The organism is Bradyrhizobium sp. USDA 10063 (genome assembly GCF_054063735.1).
The window spans coordinates 762,752-780,212 of sequence record NZ_JBSSGP010000002.1; the positions used below are offsets into that span (position 1 = coordinate 762,752).

16 protein-coding genes are annotated in these 17,461 nt (G+C 62.7%); 6 read left to right on the top strand and 10 right to left on the bottom strand.

Annotated features, from left to right (window positions below):
* Positions 1-65: 65 nt before the first annotated feature.
* On the bottom strand, positions 66-1,001 hold the full coding sequence (locus ACVJGD_RS05525) for a hypothetical protein (RefSeq protein ID WP_456633402.1): 936 nt from the start codon (positions 999-1,001) through the stop codon (positions 66-68).
* Positions 1,002-1,573: 572 nt separating this feature from the next.
* On the opposite strand from ACVJGD_RS05525, the gene ACVJGD_RS05530 reads away from it, so the two are divergent.
* Positions 1,574-1,819, top strand: coding sequence for a DUF3551 domain-containing protein (locus ACVJGD_RS05530; protein ID WP_456633403.1), 246 nt, complete (start codon positions 1,574-1,576; stop codon positions 1,817-1,819).
* A 158-nt stretch (positions 1,820-1,977) separates the two neighbouring features.
* Here the strand turns inward: ACVJGD_RS05530 and bluB are convergent, their stop codons facing one another.
* Positions 1,978-2,610 carry a 5,6-dimethylbenzimidazole synthase gene (bluB, locus tag ACVJGD_RS05535; RefSeq protein WP_456633404.1) on the bottom strand — a complete coding sequence of 211 codons (633 nt, stop codon included), beginning with the start codon at positions 2,608-2,610 and terminating at the stop codon, positions 1,978-1,980.
* Positions 2,611-3,891: 1,281 nt separating this feature from the next.
* Here bluB and ACVJGD_RS05540 point away from each other — a divergent pair.
* A complete protein-coding gene (locus ACVJGD_RS05540) occupies positions 3,892-4,710 on the top strand; it encodes a C1 family peptidase (protein WP_456633405.1) in 819 nt (272 codons plus the stop codon).
* 336 nt (positions 4,711-5,046) lie between these two features.
* Positions 5,047-6,330, top strand: a complete 1,284-nt coding sequence (locus tag ACVJGD_RS05545; protein ID WP_456633191.1) for an IS701 family transposase — start codon at positions 5,047-5,049, stop codon at positions 6,328-6,330.
* A 152-nt stretch (positions 6,331-6,482) separates the two neighbouring features.
* On the opposite strand, the gene ACVJGD_RS05550 is transcribed toward ACVJGD_RS05545, so the two are convergent.
* The 6 genes from ACVJGD_RS05550 to ACVJGD_RS05575 all read right to left on the bottom strand — a co-directional run bounded on the left by ACVJGD_RS05550 (position 6,483) and on the right by ACVJGD_RS05575 (position 13,437).
* Positions 6,483-7,025 (bottom strand): GNAT family N-acetyltransferase, encoded by a 543-nt coding sequence (locus tag ACVJGD_RS05550; protein WP_456633406.1) that lies wholly within the window; start codon positions 7,023-7,025, stop codon positions 6,483-6,485.
* 99 nt (positions 7,026-7,124) lie between these two features.
* Complete coding sequence (locus tag ACVJGD_RS05555) at positions 7,125-7,373, bottom strand: DUF2442 domain-containing protein (protein ID WP_456633407.1); 249 nt, start codon at positions 7,371-7,373, stop codon at positions 7,125-7,127.
* On the bottom strand, positions 7,354-7,599 hold the full coding sequence (locus tag ACVJGD_RS05560; RefSeq protein WP_456633408.1) for a DUF4160 domain-containing protein: 246 nt from the start codon (positions 7,597-7,599) through the stop codon (positions 7,354-7,356). Before ACVJGD_RS05560 ends, ACVJGD_RS05555 begins: the two co-directional genes overlap by 20 nt.
* 33 nt (positions 7,600-7,632) lie before the next feature.
* Positions 7,633-11,424 (bottom strand): vitamin B12-dependent ribonucleotide reductase, encoded by a 3,792-nt coding sequence (locus ACVJGD_RS05565; RefSeq protein WP_456633409.1) that lies wholly within the window; start codon positions 11,422-11,424, stop codon positions 7,633-7,635.
* A gap of 756 nt (positions 11,425-12,180) precedes the next feature.
* On the bottom strand, positions 12,181-12,585 hold the full coding sequence (locus tag ACVJGD_RS05570; protein WP_456633410.1) for a response regulator: 405 nt from the start codon (positions 12,583-12,585) through the stop codon (positions 12,181-12,183).
* Between the two features lie 189 nt (positions 12,586-12,774).
* Positions 12,775-13,437, bottom strand: a complete 663-nt coding sequence (locus ACVJGD_RS05575) for a BA14K family protein (RefSeq protein WP_456633411.1) — start codon at positions 13,435-13,437, stop codon at positions 12,775-12,777.
* Positions 13,438-13,700: 263 nt separating this feature from the next.
* Here ACVJGD_RS05575 and ACVJGD_RS05580 point away from each other — a divergent pair, with 263 nt between their 5' ends.
* Positions 13,701-14,111 (top strand): NADH:ubiquinone oxidoreductase subunit NDUFA12, encoded by a 411-nt coding sequence (locus ACVJGD_RS05580; RefSeq protein ID WP_456633412.1) that lies wholly within the window; start codon positions 13,701-13,703, stop codon positions 14,109-14,111.
* A gap of 338 nt (positions 14,112-14,449) precedes the next feature.
* Here the strand turns inward: ACVJGD_RS05580 and ACVJGD_RS05585 are convergent, their stop codons facing one another.
* On the bottom strand, positions 14,450-15,136 hold the full coding sequence (locus ACVJGD_RS05585) for a DJ-1/PfpI family protein (protein ID WP_456633413.1): 687 nt from the start codon (positions 15,134-15,136) through the stop codon (positions 14,450-14,452).
* A 121-nt stretch (positions 15,137-15,257) separates the two neighbouring features.
* Between ACVJGD_RS05585 and ACVJGD_RS05590 the strand changes: the two genes are divergently transcribed.
* Both ACVJGD_RS05590 and ACVJGD_RS05595 read left to right on the top strand, forming a co-directional pair.
* A complete protein-coding gene (locus ACVJGD_RS05590; protein WP_456633414.1) occupies positions 15,258-16,196 on the top strand; it encodes a GlxA family transcriptional regulator in 939 nt (312 codons plus the stop codon).
* Positions 16,197-16,233: 37 nt separating this feature from the next.
* Positions 16,234-16,473, top strand: coding sequence for a hypothetical protein (locus ACVJGD_RS05595; RefSeq protein WP_456633415.1), 240 nt, complete (start codon positions 16,234-16,236; stop codon positions 16,471-16,473).
* Positions 16,474-16,482: 9 nt separating this feature from the next.
* On the opposite strand, the gene ACVJGD_RS05600 is transcribed toward ACVJGD_RS05595, so the two are convergent.
* Positions 16,483-17,433, bottom strand: a complete 951-nt coding sequence (locus ACVJGD_RS05600) for an alpha/beta hydrolase (protein WP_456633416.1) — start codon at positions 17,431-17,433, stop codon at positions 16,483-16,485.
* Positions 17,434-17,461: the final 28 nt, after the last annotated feature.

Here is a 17,461-nt window from a genome sequence, read left to right on the forward strand (position 1 = left end):
TCGTCGGTGTGTCCATCACTTTCGTTCGATCCGAGGCCGCCAGTATTGCGCGTATATTGCGCACCTCACCAATACGGATCGTCCCAGGGTTCGGCCATATACGGCGGCGGCCTCCAGGGCGCTGGCGGCCGCCTGGGCCGCAGAGGTGCGGCTGCGGGCAGGCGCGGGCGCGCAGCAGCATCGTTTTCCTTCTTCACGGTCGGCGCGGAAGATTTCGCGGACAAGGCGGCAAGCTGTGCTTGCAGCGCCTGTATCTGCGCAGCGATGCGCGCGCTGTCCCGGGCACCTTGCTCCTGCGTCGTCTTGAGCTGTTGAATGGCGTCGGAATGCTCGCGAAGCGTCTGGTCGTGACTGCTTTTCAGTTGCTCCAGCTTTTCGTTGATGTTCGCAAGGCCCTGCGCGATGGTCTTCAGCGATTGTGCCACGTCGGCGGATGTCGAGTCGGCGGATGGGGTGGCGGCGGGCGGAACGTCTTTCGTTTCCTTGCCGCTCGAAGGCGCCGGCACGTCTTTCTGGCTCGCAGGAGCTGGCGGGGAGGGCTGTTCGCCCGCATCGGCGACCTGGACCATCAGCGACTTCGTCGAAGCGCGAGGCTCGGACGCCGCCGAGGGCGCGATCGAGGCTTGCGGGATCCATCGCGCCATGATCGCCTTGGCCTCATTGCCATATCGCGCAGCGAAGGCAGCACCAACGATGCCTATCGCCAGGAGAAGGCCGACGAGGACTCGCAGCATCGGCCGGCCCCGTCTCGGGCCTGGGGGAGGAGCCTGGTTCTCCGATGCTGGCGCCTCGTTCACGGCAGCGTCGCGTCGCTCCGCCTCGGCGCTTTTCTGCTGGTTTGGTGGGCTGTCGCCGCCGCGCTCCAGTCCGGCGACCATTCGGTCCAACCGTGCAAGGTCTTCCTCGGCGCTCTTGATCCGTTCATAGGCGCGGGCCAGCTCGCCATCGGCGGGTTTCATGCCGTGCGGTTCGTCCGGCTTCGGGTCATCCGTCTGAGGCACCGATGCGCTCTCCATTCAGTCTTGCATCAACGGAATGAGTGCGGCAGTCCGAGATTGTCGAGAAGGATAGGCCCCGCCGCCGCTTTGATCAAGACAACGCGGGCGTGAGGGAGAATTTATGGCGACCTCGGCCGGACGCTTCCGCCGGGTTCATGCCCCCGGCGCAGCAGACGCAGCTCCCATCAACGCCGAGCTGTTTGCGCCTTCGACAAGTCCCGTAGAAACCAATCGTTAGGCTTTCATCGCGACCGATTTACTCGATTCCGATTCGTTCTTTGGGAACGAAATAGAGTCAGATGCAGAACGTTTCGGGTCGGCCGTGCCTGCTCGATTTGCCTTTCGTGGCCGATCGCACAATTGAGCTGCGCAGATTCCGAATCCGCATAGCGCGCCGCTCCTGGTGGGCCCACGCTGGCCGGGCGCCCTGGTTCTCGGACGGACCTCTTTCCTTCCCTGGTGCGCACCTTCGGGCCTGTGCTCGATTGGTTCGAAATCGATGGCGCTGCTTTTCGGCAACATCGCAACAACGACTTCCTCCGTCGAACCAGGCACCAATTCTCAGGAGGTATCTCATGCGGCGTCTTTTGTTCGCCCTGTCCGTGGCCGTTCCGGTAGCTGTGGGCGCAATCGCGCCAGCCGCCGCGCAGGACTACCCTTACTGCCTGCAGGGAAAGGACTATGGCCTTCCGGGCCTTTGCTACTACTGGACCTACCAGCAATGCCTGGCGAGCGCATCCGGCACGTTCTCATATTGCGGGATCAACCCGCGCTTCGCCTTTTTCTACGCGCAGCCAGGCCGCTGGCCGCCGCCGCGCTGAGATCGTGTTGACCTAGAGCATGAGCCGATCAGGTTGAATCGGCTGCGGATTGATTTCACCTCTCCCGCAAGCGGGAGAGGGAGCGCAGCCTCGCCGGTTCTGCGTTTGAACCTGATCGCCGATTCCTCTAGGGGAAGGCCTCGCGGCGGGCTGACGAGTTATCGTCGTGTCGTGAACTCATGCGAAGGGTGTCGATATTCCCAACCTGCTTGTTCAAGCTCGGGATGGTCAAGCTCCATCTGGGGATAGCCCACGCAGAGATAAGCGACGAGTTTCTGAGAGCTTGGCACGTCCAGAATTTCATTGATCCGCACCGGGTTCAGGATCGACACCCATCCGAGCCCGATTCCTTCGGCCCGCGCGGCGAGCCACATCGAGCAGATGGCGGCGACGACCGAATATTCGATCGTTTCCGGCATGGTTGCGCGTCCGAGGCCGTGGCCGATATCGCCGGCCTTGTCCGCGAAGACAGCCAGATGACCCGGCGCCTCCTCGAGACCTGACAGCTTCAGTGCGGCATATCGGGCCGCGCGATCGCCCGAATAGGATGCCAGGGCATCGGCGTTGCAGGCCCTGAAATCGTCGATTACGGCGCTGCGTCTTGCCGGGTCCTCCACGATGACGAACCGCCACGGCTGGCTCAGGCCGACCGATGGGGACAGGCAGGCGATATCGATGAGCCGCTCCAAGGCGCCGTCAGGCAGCGGATCGGTCCGGAATCGCCGCACGTCGCGACGCCAGATGAGGAGTTCGCGAAGTTGCCGGCGAAATTGCTTGTCGAAGGTGACCATCAGAGTTGCAGATTCGGATGAAAGAGCGCGGCGGGCAAGCAGTGGCCGCACAACGTTCCGAGCTAACCATAATAATATTGCCACGAGCCACGGCGACACGAGAACGACAATCTGCGACATCGCTCCAAAATTGATCGGTTTTCGACCTAAAATGGGAGCTGAGCCATGAAATGCACTAAGCAGTCGTTTGCGCGCTGCTGGCAGTGTCTCTGTCCTTGAGTATTGGAAGACTCAATGCGCGCGATTCCGATCTCGCCACTGATACGTTGGCAGCCGCTCAGACCGCCAGGCAGCAATGCATGAATACCTGTCGTGCGCGATATCGCGATTGTCGTCGTCTGAAACAGCGGCCATCGTTCGAGTGTCGGGGTGTTTACCAGGACTGCACACGATTCACTTGTAGTGGTTCAGGACCGGGGTAACCTGCCTTCTGCGGCCATCAGCGGCAACGCCCGCACCCGACGGTCTATCCCTTGACGCTCTGCTGATCGCGTCGACGAACAGCAAGTGGGGCGGGGTAGTTAGTGGAGTGTAACCCGCTGATCTTGAGAAACGAACGGCGGATTACGCCTTCGGCTAAGCGCTCTACGCGCTGGTTGCCCGTCACCGGTGCGAGCATCGCTGTCTTTCAGGCAAGTTTTGGACTCGATGCCCGCTTGGAATGTCCACTGATTGCAACCTAGCTTGTCCTCTGTCGACGCGACAATGCGTTGCCGACAACCGACAGGCAAAAAAACTGCGATGTGACTGAAAGTCCCAGGCGGCCGACTGAAGACTTGGTCCCAGTCTCTGGTCGATATCTTCCAACGACTTTTCCTGACATAGAACGCTAGGCAAGATTCATCACAGACGCGCAGACGCCGCGCATCGATGGCTCACCGAACGCGCGCAACTTGAAGCCGCAACGCTTCAAGGCGTTCGATACATATTTCTTTGAATCTCATTTCCCCACGTTACTCCTCATAAGCTCTGCAAAACGATTGTTGCGCGACCACCTGAAGGACTAGTGGCGACGCACGATCAAACTATCTAAAGTTGTGTATGGGAACAGGCCTCGACCGGACCGGAGCCGAACCACAGCGAACGCAAGAAGATCCCACGGTATTTTAGCGGCTTGCGATGCAAGTCGCCGAATAGAAGGACTGTTCCCATGACCTTTCGACTCCTCGCAGATCAGTCGCTACTCAACCAGGGCGGGAGATTCTCCGCAGAACTTGGCTTGGCGGCATTGCCGCTTGGCCTCTTTCTCGATCGTTCCGACCTTTATCGATGGGAGGTTTAATGTCGACGCAGGAAGCAGTTTTGAACTTGGGCTATGATCCGACGATCGTCGAAACAGGGCCGTCGATCAGGCCCGTCTTTACGGGAACGCTCCCGACAAATGCGACGGTTAATCCGGACTATTTGCCACCGCCGAAAGCCCAGGGGACGGCACAGCACGAGGGCAGCCCCGGCAGTTGCGCGGCATGGGCATCGACTTATGGCCTCGCCACCTACACGGCTGCCGCTACGTCTGGCCAGTCGCCATCGAGCACGTCGCTGCAGGCGAGTCCTGCCCACATCTATATTCAAGTCATGAAGAGCTACGGAGCCACGACCTGCCAGGGCTCGCAGCTCGGTTCCTATCTCAATATTCTGAAACAGGGCGGGACACCGAACTTGGCGACGTCGCGTTACTATCCTAATTGCAAGGAGCTTTGGTCGAGCTACGACCCGAACGCGACTATCGACCCGAACTTCCAGATACCCGGTTGGGCCATCGTGGAGACGTCCGATCTCGATGCCGTCAAGGCGGTCATCGCCAATGGCGGGGCGCTCTGCTATGGCACCGCGCTTAACGAGGGCTTCATGACCTACAGCAGCTCTTCCCCGAGCCCGATGACCGGTCCCTTCAACAAGGTTACGAACCCAAGCGGCCAACTTGTCGGCCACTGCATGCTCATCATTGGCTACGATGACGCCAACGAGGCCATTCTGATCCAGAATAGCTTCGGCGAGAGCTGGGGTCACCAGTGGAACGGCAGGGGTGGCTATATTTGGATGAACTATAAGCTCTTCCAGTATCTCGCGCAGGGGCAGGCGGCGTACGTCACATCCTAAGCGCCGGCAGCGTTGCCAGATCAGACCTACGTTTGGAAAGTGGATGTCAGGCCCACGACAGGGCTCGCGAATGGCGATAGCGAGCCCATGCTGATGGTGCCCAACGCAACCCTATTAAAGCCACCGTCGTTCGAGTGTCGGGTGTCTACCAGGACTGCGCCCGATTCACTTGTACTGGTTCAGGACCGGGGTGGCCGACTTGCCTTTTGTGGCTGTCAGCGGCGAAAGTGCAAGGCAGATTACGCTGGCGCTAATCGTACTGAGTCAGACGGTCGCAGTCATTGAGGCTGAGAATCAAGTAATTGAGGAGATTCAATATTTGGCGCGGAGGGCCAGATGAATCTCGATCAGGGTGGCGATAGCGAAACGCGGTTTGCGGAGTATGTAGCCGGTCTTGGAAGCGTGATCGGTCACGTGGAGCGGACGAGACCGCTGCGCGACTATTGCACGGGCCTGATGCTGCCTGGGGAACGCAAGAGCGTTGAGCCGATGGCGGCGCGGACGGCTCCAGCGCGCACGGCGGCACAGCACCAGTCGTTGCTGCATTTTGTCGCCAACGCGGCATGGTCGGATGAGGACGTGCTGGCGAAGGTGCGCGAGATGGTGCTGCCGGCGATCGAGAAGAGCGGACCGATCGAGGCGTGGATCATCGATGACACCTCGTTCCCCAAGCAAGGCAAGCATTCGGTCGGCGTGCACCACCAATATTGCGGGCAGCTCGGCAAGCAGGCCAATTGCCAGGTGGCGGTGTCGCTGTCGGTTGCCAATCATGCCGCCAGCCTTCCGGTGGCCTATCGGCTGTACTTGCCGGAAGCCTGGACGAAGGATCGTGCCCGGCGGAAGAAGGCAGGCGTGCCGAAACAGATCAAGTTCAAGACCAAGCCGCAGATCGCGCTGGAGCAAATCCGCGGGGCCTGCGAGAGCGGCCTGCCACGCGGCGTCGCGTTGATGGATGCGGCCTACGGCAGGGACGCGCGGCTGCGTGCAGGCATGACGGAATTGGGTGTGCCTTACGTGGTCGGCATCGTGCCGACCATCTTGATGTGGGCCCCTGGCAGCGGCCCACGGCGGATGGACAAGCCGATGAACAACACCGGCCGCCGCGACGAGCCCGAACTGGTCTCGGCCAAAAAAGTGGCACTCGGTCTACCGAAGCAGGCTTGGCGCACGGTGACGTGGCGGGAAGGCTCGGCCGACCAGCTATCCTCGCGCTTCGCCCGTGTGCGTGTCCGCGTCGGGTACAACAAGCTGATCCCCGAGAAGCTGTCGCCTGAGTGGCTGTTGATCGAATGGCCGGAGGGCGAAGCCGAGCCGACCAAATACTGGCTCTCCACGCTGCCGGAGAACGTCAGCTTCACGCAGCTCGTCGATCTGGCCAAGCTGCGCTGGCGCATCGAGCGCGACTATCAGGAGCTCAAGCAGGAGGTCGGACTCGGTCACTACGAAGGGCGCGGCTGGCGTGGCTTCCATCATCACGCAACCCTGTGTATCGCGGCCTACGGCTTCCTCATCGCCGAACAGGCGACGATTCCCCCCTCAGGACCTCGTTCCGCCTCGCCAGTCCAGGTCCCTCCCTTACCCGACAACTATCGACCCAGAGGATCTGCCCTTGCGGCCTGAACGCCTCGTCCCGAACTCGATTGCAACCATGCGCGTGCGGCTGAGCCGTGCCCTCAGCAAAACGATCACACGATGCCCTTGTTGCGGCGTCCTCGCCGCATCACGCACGCGCAGAAAAATCATGACGCAGTAAGACTAATCCGCCCTACGAGCTACGCTAATGCATATGCGGGTAAGCCGCGATCTGGCAACGCGGCTGCGGTCGGCGAACGATAAACGATGACTTCCTCGTCGTGATAGGTCGCTCCGCGCTCAAGGATGAAATTTGATTTCTCCAAGACGCGACGCGATGCGCAATTCTTGGCGGAAACCACTCCGATAAGAGACGGCAAGCGAAGCTCCCGCAGCCCGATACTGGTCAGCGCATATGCGATTTCGCTCGCGAATCCTCGCCCCCAAAGCATTCGCTTGAACGTGTAGGCAACCTCAACCTCTTCAACGCCTTCAACGAAAATGTGCCGGATTCCAGCGCGCCCCGCGAATTCGCCGGTCCGAGTTCTCAACGCCCAGAGCCCAAAGCCATGACGGTCCCAATGGGCAATGTTGAGGCTCAGATAGGCCCGCGTTGTCTCGGGCGAGCGCACGCCACCCAAATAGCGAGATACTTCCGGATCCAAGTGCAGCGCGACCAAGTCCTCAAGGTGACATTCGTGCAACCTCTCGGCGGTCAATCTACTCGTGGTGAAGTGCTCCATAGGGTTCAAACCCGCGCGCAGTGCAGCGCGAGGAGGATTACGCCTACGGCTAATCGGCCCTGCGGGCTAGTCCGCCCACATGGTTTGATGCGATGTTAGTCAAGCTGCATGCTGCGTGGATCGAGTGACATCCCCGTGACCGGCCAGGAGGCCTGCGATGGAGATGTCCTCATCGATCGCCTCCCAGTGCAGCCCGACTCTGCTTAGCTCAACCTGCTCACGCTCCGCAGGCGTTGCGTGCAGCAGTCGTGGAAACCACGCGATGGGGACGCCCAGCGTCCGTCCGTCGGACAGCTCGACCCACATCGTGTGCTCGTCGAACCGAACACTAGTTGGCGAAGTGCTCATGCCACGCTCTCAAGATAAGATCCCGGTTCTCGGCGACAACTCGCAGGATATTCGAAAGCTCGCGCGGATTAAAGCCGTAACTGTCGGCTAGCGTAATCTCCGGCTCGAGCCAGACTTTGGCATCTCTTCCACCACCCTTGATGTGGACATGGGCCGGTTCCGGTGGCTGCCCCTCGTTCGAGAAGAAATAGTAGCGCAAGCCGCTGTTGCGAAACACGACAGGCATGAAGGCCTCCGAGCGGCTTGCGCCTAAGTCAGATCACGAACACCCCGTCGTCGACCCGCACGTATCGCACTTCATGCACGTGCCATTCCGCACCAGCGTGAAGTTGCCGCACTCTGAGCACATCTCGCCTTCGTAGCCTTTGGCTTTCGCCTCAGCGCGACGTTCGGCCTTGCTGGGGGCGAGGGCAGCGGCGGTGCCGGCCTTGCTCCAGTGTCCTACCTTCTCCGCGGGCGAAAGGTCGTGCTCGGTCTCCTGCTTCAGCGCCACGGCGCCTTCGATGGTGTCGGAGACGCGAGACGCGCCTTGGGAGGAGAGGGCGGTGACGCGGGAGCCGCCGGCGGGGGCGTTGTCGGCGGTCTGGCTGACTGCGGTCGAGCCGCCGCGCATGACGACGAGGTTGTCGGTGCGCGAGCGGGTGAGGCCGCGTGACAGGTACTTCGTCGCCTGGTGCTGCGGCCCCTCCGGGTCCTTGCCTTCCTCGACGCCCTTGCCGAGCGCGTCGAAGCCGCTCTCGTTGGGGTCGACATGGGCGAGGTCGAAGCGGGCGAGATAGCTCACCGCGAGCTCGCGGAAGACATAGTCGAGGATCGAGGTCGCATACTTGATGGAGTCGTTGCCCTGCACCGGGCCCGCCGGCTCAAAGCGGGTGAAGGTGAAGGCGTCGACATATTCATCGAGCGGCACGCCGTATTGCAGGCCGAGCGAGACCGCGATCGCGAAGTTGTTGATGAAGGAGCGGAGCGCGGCGCCTTCCTTGTGCATGTCGATGAAGATCTCGCCGAGACGGCCGTCGTCATATTCGCCGGTGCGCAAGTAGACCTTGTGGCCGCCGACCACCGCCTTCTGGGTGTAGCCCTTGCGGCGATCCGGCATCTTCTCGCGCTCGCGCATCACGACGATGCGCTCGACCAGCTTCTCGACGATCTTCTCGGAGACCTGCGCGGCACGCGCGGCCACCGGCTTCTCGTAGAGCGCCTCCACCGCATCGTCCTCGTCTTCATCATCGCTGATGAGCTGCGAGTTGAGCGGCTGCGACAGTTTCGAGCCGTCGCGGTAGAGTGCGTTGGCCTTCAGCGCCAGCTTCCAGGACAGCATGTAGGCTGCCTTGCAGTCCTCGACCGTGGCGTCGTTCGGCATGTTGATGGTCTTGGAGATCGCGCCCGAGATGAACGGCTGCGCCGCCGCCATCATGCGGATGTGGCTCTCGACCGAGAGATAGCGCTTGCCGATCTTGCCGCAGGGATTGGCGCAGTCGAACACCGGATAGTGCTCGGCCTTCAGATGCGGGGCGCCTTCCACGGTCATCGCGCCGCAGATGTGGACGTTCGCCGCTTCGATCTCGCGCCTGGAGAAGCCGATCGCCGACAGCAGGTCGAAACCGGGCGCTGCGATCGCTTCCGCGCCGATGCCGAGCTGGTCGCGGATGAAGTCCTCGCCGAAGGTCCATTTGTTGAAGGCGAACTTGATGTCGAACGCGGTCGGCAGCGCCTTCTCCACCTTGGCAATCGCCTCGTCGGTGAAGCCTTTGGCCTTGAGGGTCGAGGCATTGATGCCCGGCGCGTTGGACAGCGAGCCGTGGCCGACGGCGTAAGCCTCGATCTCCGCGATCTCGCTCTCGCGATAGCCGAGCGCGCGCAAGGCTTCCGGCACCGCCTGGTTGATGATCTTGAAGTAGCCGCCGCCGGCGAGCTTCTTGAACTTCACCAGCGCGAAATCGGGCTCAATGCCGGTGGTGTCGCAATCCATCACGAGGCCGATGGTGCCGGTCGGCGCCACCACGGTGGTCTGGGCGTTGCGATAGCCGTTGATCTCGCCGAGGGCCAGCGCATCGTCCCAGGCCCTGGTCGCGTGCGTGACGATGTCGGCCTGCGGGCAGGAGGCGTGGTCGAGCGGCACCGGGTTGACCGCGAGCGCCTCATAGCCCGACGCATTCCCATGCGCGGCGCGGCGATGGTTGCGGATCACCCGCAGCATGTGGGCCGCGTTCTTCTTGTAGCCGGGGAAGGTGCCGAGCTCGGCCGCCATCTCGGCCGAGGTCTTGTAGGCGATGCCGGTCATCACGGCGGTCAGCGCGCCGCAGAGCGCGCGGCCTTCCTTGGAGTCGTAGGGCAGACCCATGGTCATCAGGAGGCCGCCGATATTGGCGAAGCCGAGGCCGAGCGTGCGGAACTCGTAGGACAGCTCCGCGATCGCCTTCGACGGGAATTGCGCCATCAGCACGGAGATCTCGAGCACGATGGTCCAGAGCCGGCACAGGTGCTCGTATGACTCGACGTCGAAGCGTCCCCCACCCAACCCTCCTCCGCCTGCGGGGGAGGGAAGGGAGGGGGTGTAGAAGGTCAGCAGGTTCGCGGACGCCAGGTTGCAGGCGGTGTCGTCCAGGAACATGTATTCCGAGCACGGGTTCGACGCGCGGATGTCGCCGGACGCCTTGCAGGTGTGCCAGTCGTTCATCGTGGTGTTGAAGTGCAGACCCGGATCGGCGCTGGCCCAGGCGGCGTAGCCGATCTTCTCCCAGAGATCGCGCGCCTTCAGCGTCTTCGTCACCTTCTTGTTGGTGCGGGCGATCAGGTTCCAGTCGCCGTCGGTCTCGACCGCGCGCAGGAAGTCATCCTTCAGCGACACCGAGTTGTTGGAGTTCTGGCCGGAGACGGTGAGATAGGCTTCCGAATCCCAATCGGTGTCGTAGATGTCGAACTGCAGGTCCTTGTAGCCCTGCTTGGCGAACTGGATCACCCGCTTGATGTAGTTGTCGGGCACCATGGCGCGGCGCGCGAGCTTGATCTCGCGGCGGAGCGCCGGGTTCTTCTCGGGATCGAAGCAGTCGTCGCCCGAGCCTTCGCAGTTGACGCAGGCCTTCAGCACCGCCTTCAGATGCTTCTGGTTGATCTTGGAGCCGGTGACGAGGGCGGCGACCTTCTGCTCTTCCTTCACCTTCCAGTCGATATAGGTCTCGATGTCGGGGTGATCGATGTCGACCACAACCATCTTGGCCGCGCGGCGGGTGGTGCCGCCGGACTTGATCGCGCCCGCAGCGCGGTCGCCGATCTTGAGGAAACTCATCAGGCCCGACGAGCGGCCGCCGCCGGACAGCCGTTCGCCTTCGCCGCGCAGGCGCGAGAAATTCGAGCCGGTGCCGGAGCCGTATTTGAACAGGCGCGCCTCGCGCACCCAGAGGTCCATGATGCCGCCATCGTTGACGAGGTCGTCCTCGATGCCCTGGATGAAGCAGGCGTGCGGCTGCGGATGCTCGTAAGCCGATTTCGACTTGGTCAGCTTGCCGGTCTTGTGGTCGACGTAATAGTGGCCCTGGCCGGGGCCGTCGATGCCGTACGCCCAGTGCAGGCCGGTGTTGAACCATTGCGGCGAGTTCGGCGCCACCATCTGTTTCGCGAGCTGATAGCGGATCTCGTCGAAGAAGGCCTGTGCGTCCTCATCCGAGGAGAAATAGCCGCCCTTCCAGCCCCAATAGGTCCAGCAGCCGGCCAGGCGATCGAACACCTGCTTGGCCGAGGTCTCGCCGACATAGCGCTCGTTCTCGGGCAGCAGCGCGAGCGCCTCGGTGTCGGGCACCGAGCGCCACAGCCAGGAGGGGACGGTCTCTTCCTCGACCTTCTTCAGGCGCGCGGCGACGCCGGCTTTGCGGAAATATTTCTGCGCGAGCACGTCGGAGGCGACCTGCGACCAGAACTCGGGCACCTCGACATTGTCAGCCCGGAACACGACGGAGCCATCGGGATTGCGGATCTCAGACGTGGTCAGCCTGAAATTGATCCCACCGTAAGGAGACTGTCCAGCTGTGGTGTTGCGCCGTTCGATAATCATGCGTCGTGCCCCGTCTTCTGCCCGGCCTCCCTGCATTGCCGCGAGGGATGGTCCGGAAATGTTATTCCCAAAGCGAGTCCCTGGTCCCATCCTTCCGTCCAAAGGGTGGGGGCCAGAGCCCCGCAAGCTCAGCCGGTGGACCGGCCTGTTTCTCTCGACCGCAGGATTCGGCTGGCACCGATCCGGCGGCGGCATGTCCCTGACCGGCCCAGGCGGACCGTTCGGGTCATGCGTTCAACGCCCCAAAACTCGTAACGCGACAGGTCACCGCTGGGCCTTTTCCGGCCCGTTTTGGCGTCCCAAAATGCCCGGGAAATTCCGGGAGGAATTTCCGAAATTGCGGGCTGCAAAGCCCTTCACCCGCAGCCTGTTCGGCTGACGGAGTGGTCGTTCTGGACCCTTTTGGGAGCGACCGGCGGGGACCCGAAACACACTCGCGCCGAACAGGAGGAAAGCTAGGCCAAGTCCGTGACGCCCGTCAAGGACTAGTACGAGTTCCTGAATCAAATACTAAATATGGTGGAAAAGGGAGGAAAACAGGGGCAGTGCCACGCCTGTGATACCGCCAAGTATCAGTGAGTCCTGAAGGATTCCCAAGAGAAAAAAATCTCATGGCGCTGTGGAACAACGCTTCGCCCGCTTTTCACAGGACAGGTATTTTTTGGCAGCCCACGGATTGCATTCCGAAGACTCACGTGGGCTTACGGAGAAACAACGGGCAGGCATGCCGGCAGGCCCGTGGCTGGCCGCCCCAAATCACTTCGAGAAGCGAGTCGATGCCGCTGATTGGCGAAGGCATTCGTTGACAGTGGTGATCAGCGCCTTCGGCGTGAATGGCTTGCGCAGGCAGCGCGCCGCGCCGATCTCGAGGGTCATGCGCAAAAAATCCGGCGCGCGCTCGGCATTGGCGAAGGCGTAGCCGGACATCGCGATGATCGGGATATCGGGTGCGCGCTCGTGAAAGATCCGGATCGATTCGAAGCCGCTCATGTGCGGCATGAAGACGTCGATCAGCATCACATCGAAGCTGCGATCTTCGAGCGCAACCATCCCGGCGTCACCGCCGTCGGCGACGGTGACGTCAAAGCCCTTGCGCTTCAGACAGACCTCGATGGCGGCGCACACCATCGGGTCATCATCGACCACGAGAACGCGCGGCACGAGGGATCCTCTTGTTGAGACGATACCGATACAGGTTTGATTAGGCGGAAGCGCGGTAGCACGTCTGCAAGATGCTGTGCATATGAGATTCGGTTACAGCCGAATTCATGTTCGCGACGCTGGAGGTGGCCTCTCAACAGAAAAGGGCGGCTTTCGCCGCCCCTTTTCACGCGAAACGCATCAAATCGGTCAGGGGCAGGGATGACGCTTGCCGTCATAACCGAGATAGGTGCCCGACGCCGGGTCGTAGGACTTGTAGCGCTGCTGGCAGTAGGCGACGTCACCGCCGCCAGGCGCGGCCGCAACCGCCGCGCTGTCATCATAGTAGTAGCTGTCGTCGTAATAGCCCGGCCCATACCCGTAGCCATAGTAGTTGTCGTAATAGGCGCTCGACGCGAGCGCGCCACCGATCAGGGCACCCGCAGCAACGCCGGGCCAAACTCCGTAGCGGCGGTGACCATAGTAGCCGCCGCGCCAGCCAGGCCGATACCCACCACTCCATCCAGGCCGGCCGCCGCTCCAACCGGGACTGGCGATCGCGCCGCCGCGGAAGGCGGGAGCGCCTGCGAACTTGGTGCCAAGGCCTGCGCCACCGCCGGCAAAGCCGCCTCGGTAGCCGCCGCCACCGGCAAACCCGCCTCCGCGGAATCCACCACCGCCGCCTCCGATGGCTGCTCCACCGCCGAAGCCGCCTCCGCGGAATCCACCACCGCCGCCTCCAATGGCCGCTCCGCCGCCGCCGACTCGCCCGGCGGAAAACTTGGTACCCTGGGCAAAACCTTCGCTAGGCGCCACGAGCGGCACTACCAGCGCGAGCGCAGCGGCGGTGCTTAAAATCTTGAGATTGATCATCGTTGGGACTCCATCTGCGGGACATGGCCCAACCCTTTCCGGGGGCCGGCGTTCCAGAGCCGCGCGCAACCTTGGTGCGCGGGCCCTCAACCTCTCAGATAGGAACTGTATGGCGAATGAACGGGTTAGACCGAATTCCGCGACAATTGGCCGCCAACACTGCGCCGTGATGTTCCGCTCTGGTCACAACTCGTGCGGCAATCTGGACAATTCGATCCGCCGATGGCATCAGAGCCCAACGATCCCGAACCGGCCGGCGCTTCATGAAACAATTCCTGCTCAAATTCTTCACGTGGTGGAACGGCCAGACCTTTGGCACGCAGCTCTGGACTTGGCGGTTCGGCGAACTGGTCGGTACGGACGAGCAGGGCAATCGCTACTATCGCACCCGCGGCGGCAAGATCGATCCGGTCCTGCACTTCGAGCGCCGCTGGGTGATCTATAACGGCTATGCCGAAGCCTCGCGCGTGCCGCCATCATGGCATGGCTGGCTGCATCATGTCGTCGACGTGCCGCCGACCGAAGAGAAATACACGCCGCGGGAATGGGAAAAGCCGCATGTGCCGAACATGACGGGCACGCCGGCGGCGTATCGTCCGTCCGGCTCGACGCTGGCGAGCGGCCGCCGCCCGAAGGCGACCGGCGACTATCAGCCCTGGACGCCTGCGAGCTGAATCAAACTCATTCGTACGTTGTGCGAGCGCGCAATTGCGCGTGCAGCGCACGCGTGCCTGTGAACAACGGTAACAGCGGGGACGGGCGCTACAGCGTTCTTGCGCTTCACGCGGGGTCGGAGCTCAATAAGGTCATCTTACGGAGGTGGATGACCATCGCGTCGGATCGGGCTCCAGAATCGCGACTGCCCCGATGAGCAGCGGCCTCCGAGTGGGATGCGGCCGGGACATAGGCCCCCGGTGCAGACGTCCTGAAATCGCCCGTTAATGTGAGGCCACCGTAAGAGAGGAAAGGCCGCCCGGGAAACTTGGCGGCCTTTTTCTTTGCCTCGAGGTTCTTATCCGAGCCGCGCGGCGGCGCGGGCGATCATCTCGCCGCGGCGCGCCTGTGACGATGCCATCTTCTCTTTCATGAAGGCGAGGATCTCGGCCGGCGCGGTGTCCGGCGAGCCGGCGTCGAACGGCGGCTTCGGATTGTATTCGAGCCGAAGCTGGATCGCCTCCGCCGTCCTGCGGTCGACGAGCTCCGACACCAGCGTCAGTGCGAAATCAATACCGGCGGTGACGCCGCCGCCGGTGATGCGGTTGCGATCGACACACACTCGCGTCCGCGTCGGGATCGCACCGAAGGCTGAGAGAAAATCCATCGCCGACCAGTGCGTCGTGGCGCGATAACCCTTGAGCAGGCCGGCGGCGCCGAGCACCAGCGAGCCCGTGCAGACCGAGGTGACATACTTTGCGCCCTCCGCCTGCTTGCGCAGGAAGGCGAGCATCTCCTCGTCATCAGTCATGTCGTCGGCGCCCATGCCGCCGGGGACGCAGATCACGTCGAGTTGCGGGCAGTCGGCAAAGCTGACGGTGGGCATCAGCGCCAGCGCGGTATCGCTCGGCACCGGTTCGATACGTTTCCACACCAGATGCACTTTGGCCCCGGGCACGGAGGAGAACACCTGCAGCGGGCCGGTGAGGTCGAGTTGCGTCACCTTTGGAAACACCAGAAGTCCGATTTGTAGCGGGGTCGACATGGGAGCGCCTCAAATATCCGTTGACCGCGACACAATGGCATGGTGGCCTCATGTCCAAAATGGCATAATTCCCTCATTTCAGGACAATCGTGCGTTCTGAAGATCGACAGGAGAAGCCCCGATGATCGGCGTCCTCATCTTCCCGGAGTTTCAATTGCTGGATGCCGCCGGTCCGATTTCGGCGTTCGAGATCGCCGCGCGCTTTGCCGACAGTCCGCCCGCGCTCAAGGTGATCGCGGTGACGCCAGGGCCGGTGCGTTCGTCCTCGGGCGCCGAGATGTTTGCGCGCGGGCTGCGACCGTCAGCGGCTCTCACAACGCTGATGGTCGCGGGCGGCGAGGGCGTACGTACGGCGGCGAAATGCGAAAAGACGCTGGCGTTCGTGCGCGGGCTCGCCAAGCGCGGTGTCCGCATCGCGAGCGTCTGCTCGGGCGCCTATGTTCTCGCGGAAGCCGGCCTGCTCGACGGCCGCCGCGCCACCACGCATTGGCAGCGGACCAAGCATTTCCTGGCTGCCTATCCGAAAGTGAAACTGGAGCCGGATCGCATCTTCACCCGCGACGACAACATCTGGACCTCGGCCGGCATCACCGCCGGGATCGACCTGGCACTGGCGATGATCACCGAGGACTATGGCGAGGAGATCGCGCAGAAGACTGCGCGGCAACTCGTGCTCTATCATCGCCGCAGCGGCGGCCAGTCGCAGTTCTCCTCGCTATTGGAGTTGAAGGCTTCAAACGGCCGCTTCGGCCCGCTGCTCGCCTGGGCGCGCGAGCATCTCGATGCGCCGCTGACAGTCGAGGACATGGCGGAGAAGGCCGGCATGAGCTCGCGCCACTTCACCCGCGCCTTCGTCGCCGAGACCGGCACGACGCCATCGAAAGCGGTCGAGCGCCTGCGCATCGAGGTGGCGCGGCAGCGCGTGCAGTCTTCCGCCGAAGCCATTGAGCGCGTCGCGGAGGCCACCGGTTTCCGCGATCCCGAGCGGATGCGCCGCGCCTTCATCCGCGCCTTCGGCCAGCCGCCGCAATCGCTGCGGCGGGCGGCGAGGGCGGGTTAGCAGTTGTCGCTTCAAGCCGCTAACACGAGCAAGATTGATGCACATCACTATCGACATCGACGATATCGTTCTTGAGAAGATTCAGACGATCCGCGAACGTGAAGGTCGTCCCATCAGCGCGATTATCTCCGAATTGCTTACGGAGGCGCTCGCCGCGCGCCGCGCGGCTGGCGCAACGTCGCCCTTCTGCTGGACAGCCCGTCCAATGAACGCACTGGTGGATATCTCAGATAAGGAGACGTTGCGCGCGCGGCTGAGTGACAATCCGATCGACTAAGGCGACAGTTTAGCCGTTCAGCGCCCTCAGCCACGCGCCGATATCGGTCGCTGCGACATTCGCCTGATTGAGCAATTTGCCCATGGTGAAGAAGCCGTGGAACTGGCCGGGAAAGTGCTTGTAGGTGACGGGCACGCCGGCCGCCTTGAGGCGTTCGGCATATTCGTCGCCTTCATCGCGCAAGGGATCGGCGCCGGCGGTCAGCACATAGGCCGGCGGCAGGCCGATTAGGGTGTTCGCACGTGCCGGTGAAGCCCGCCAATCGTGCGTGTCGGCGGCGCCGTTGAGATAGTGATCGCGAAACCAGCGGATGACGGAGTGCGTCAGCAGGATGCTGGTTTCCGGCTCGCTGTGCGAAGGATGCGTCATCGCGAAATCGACGGCCGGATAGATCAGCACCTGTCCCGCGATCGCAGGGCCGTTGCGGTCGCGCGCAGCGATCGATACGACCGCGGCGAGGTTGCCGCCGGCGCTGTCGCCGCCGACGCAGAGCCGCGCAGCATCGATGCCGAGCTGCTTTGCGTTTGCCGCCACCCATTTCGTCGCGGCGATGGCATCGTCGACGGCCGCGGGGAATTTGTGCTCGGGCGCGAGACGATAGTCGACGGAGATCACGATCAGCTCGCCTTCATCGGCAAGCTTCCGGCAGACCACATCATGGGTGTCGAGATCGCCGATCACCCAGCCGCCGCCGTGGAAGAACACCAGCGCCGGCGACAGCCCGTGCTTCTGGCGCAGCTTCTTCGGCCTGTAGATCCGCGCCGGGATCGCGCCGTGGGGAGCGGGGATCGACAGCGGATCGACCTGGGCCAGCTCCGGCGGCTCGGGATTGGAGACGAAGCGCGCCTGCAGGTAGTACTCACGCGCTTCGGGCGCGGTCAGGGTTTCGTAAGCCGGGCGTCCGGCTTCCTGAAAGGCCTTGAAAACGGCGGCGGCATCGGGATCGAGAACGACAGGCATGTTGTACGGGCTTCCTCTGGATCTTCCG

Excerpts from the sequence above, each read along its gene's own strand:
- ACVJGD_RS05530 (WP_456633403.1), top strand. The coding sequence starts at position 1,574 with ATGCGGCGTCTTTTGTTCGCCCTGTCCGTGGCCGTTCCGGTAGCTGTG.
- bluB (WP_456633404.1), bottom strand. The coding sequence starts at position 2,610 with ATGGTCACCTTCGACAAGCAATTTCGCCGGCAACTTCGCGAACTCCTC.
- ACVJGD_RS05540 (WP_456633405.1), top strand. The coding sequence starts at position 3,892 with ATGTCGACGCAGGAAGCAGTTTTGAACTTGGGCTATGATCCGACGATC.
- ACVJGD_RS05545 (WP_456633191.1), top strand. The coding sequence starts at position 5,047 with ATGAATCTCGATCAGGGTGGCGATAGCGAAACGCGGTTTGCGGAGTAT.
- ACVJGD_RS05550 (WP_456633406.1), bottom strand. The coding sequence starts at position 7,025 with ATGGAGCACTTCACCACGAGTAGATTGACCGCCGAGAGGTTGCACGAA.
- ACVJGD_RS05555 (WP_456633407.1), bottom strand. The coding sequence starts at position 7,373 with ATGAGCACTTCGCCAACTAGTGTTCGGTTCGACGAGCACACGATGTGG.
- ACVJGD_RS05560 (WP_456633408.1), bottom strand. The coding sequence starts at position 7,599 with ATGCCTGTCGTGTTTCGCAACAGCGGCTTGCGCTACTATTTCTTCTCG.
- ACVJGD_RS05565 (WP_456633409.1), bottom strand. The coding sequence starts at position 11,424 with ATGATTATCGAACGGCGCAACACCACAGCTGGACAGTCTCCTTACGGT.
- ACVJGD_RS05575 (WP_456633411.1), bottom strand. The coding sequence starts at position 13,437 with ATGATCAATCTCAAGATTTTAAGCACCGCCGCTGCGCTCGCGCTGGTA.
- ACVJGD_RS05580 (WP_456633412.1), top strand. The coding sequence starts at position 13,701 with ATGAAACAATTCCTGCTCAAATTCTTCACGTGGTGGAACGGCCAGACC.
- ACVJGD_RS05585 (WP_456633413.1), bottom strand. The coding sequence starts at position 15,136 with ATGTCGACCCCGCTACAAATCGGACTTCTGGTGTTTCCAAAGGTGACG.
- ACVJGD_RS05590 (WP_456633414.1), top strand. The coding sequence starts at position 15,258 with ATGATCGGCGTCCTCATCTTCCCGGAGTTTCAATTGCTGGATGCCGCC.
- ACVJGD_RS05595 (WP_456633415.1), top strand. The coding sequence starts at position 16,234 with ATGCACATCACTATCGACATCGACGATATCGTTCTTGAGAAGATTCAG.
- ACVJGD_RS05600 (WP_456633416.1), bottom strand. The coding sequence starts at position 17,433 with ATGCCTGTCGTTCTCGATCCCGATGCCGCCGCCGTTTTCAAGGCCTTT.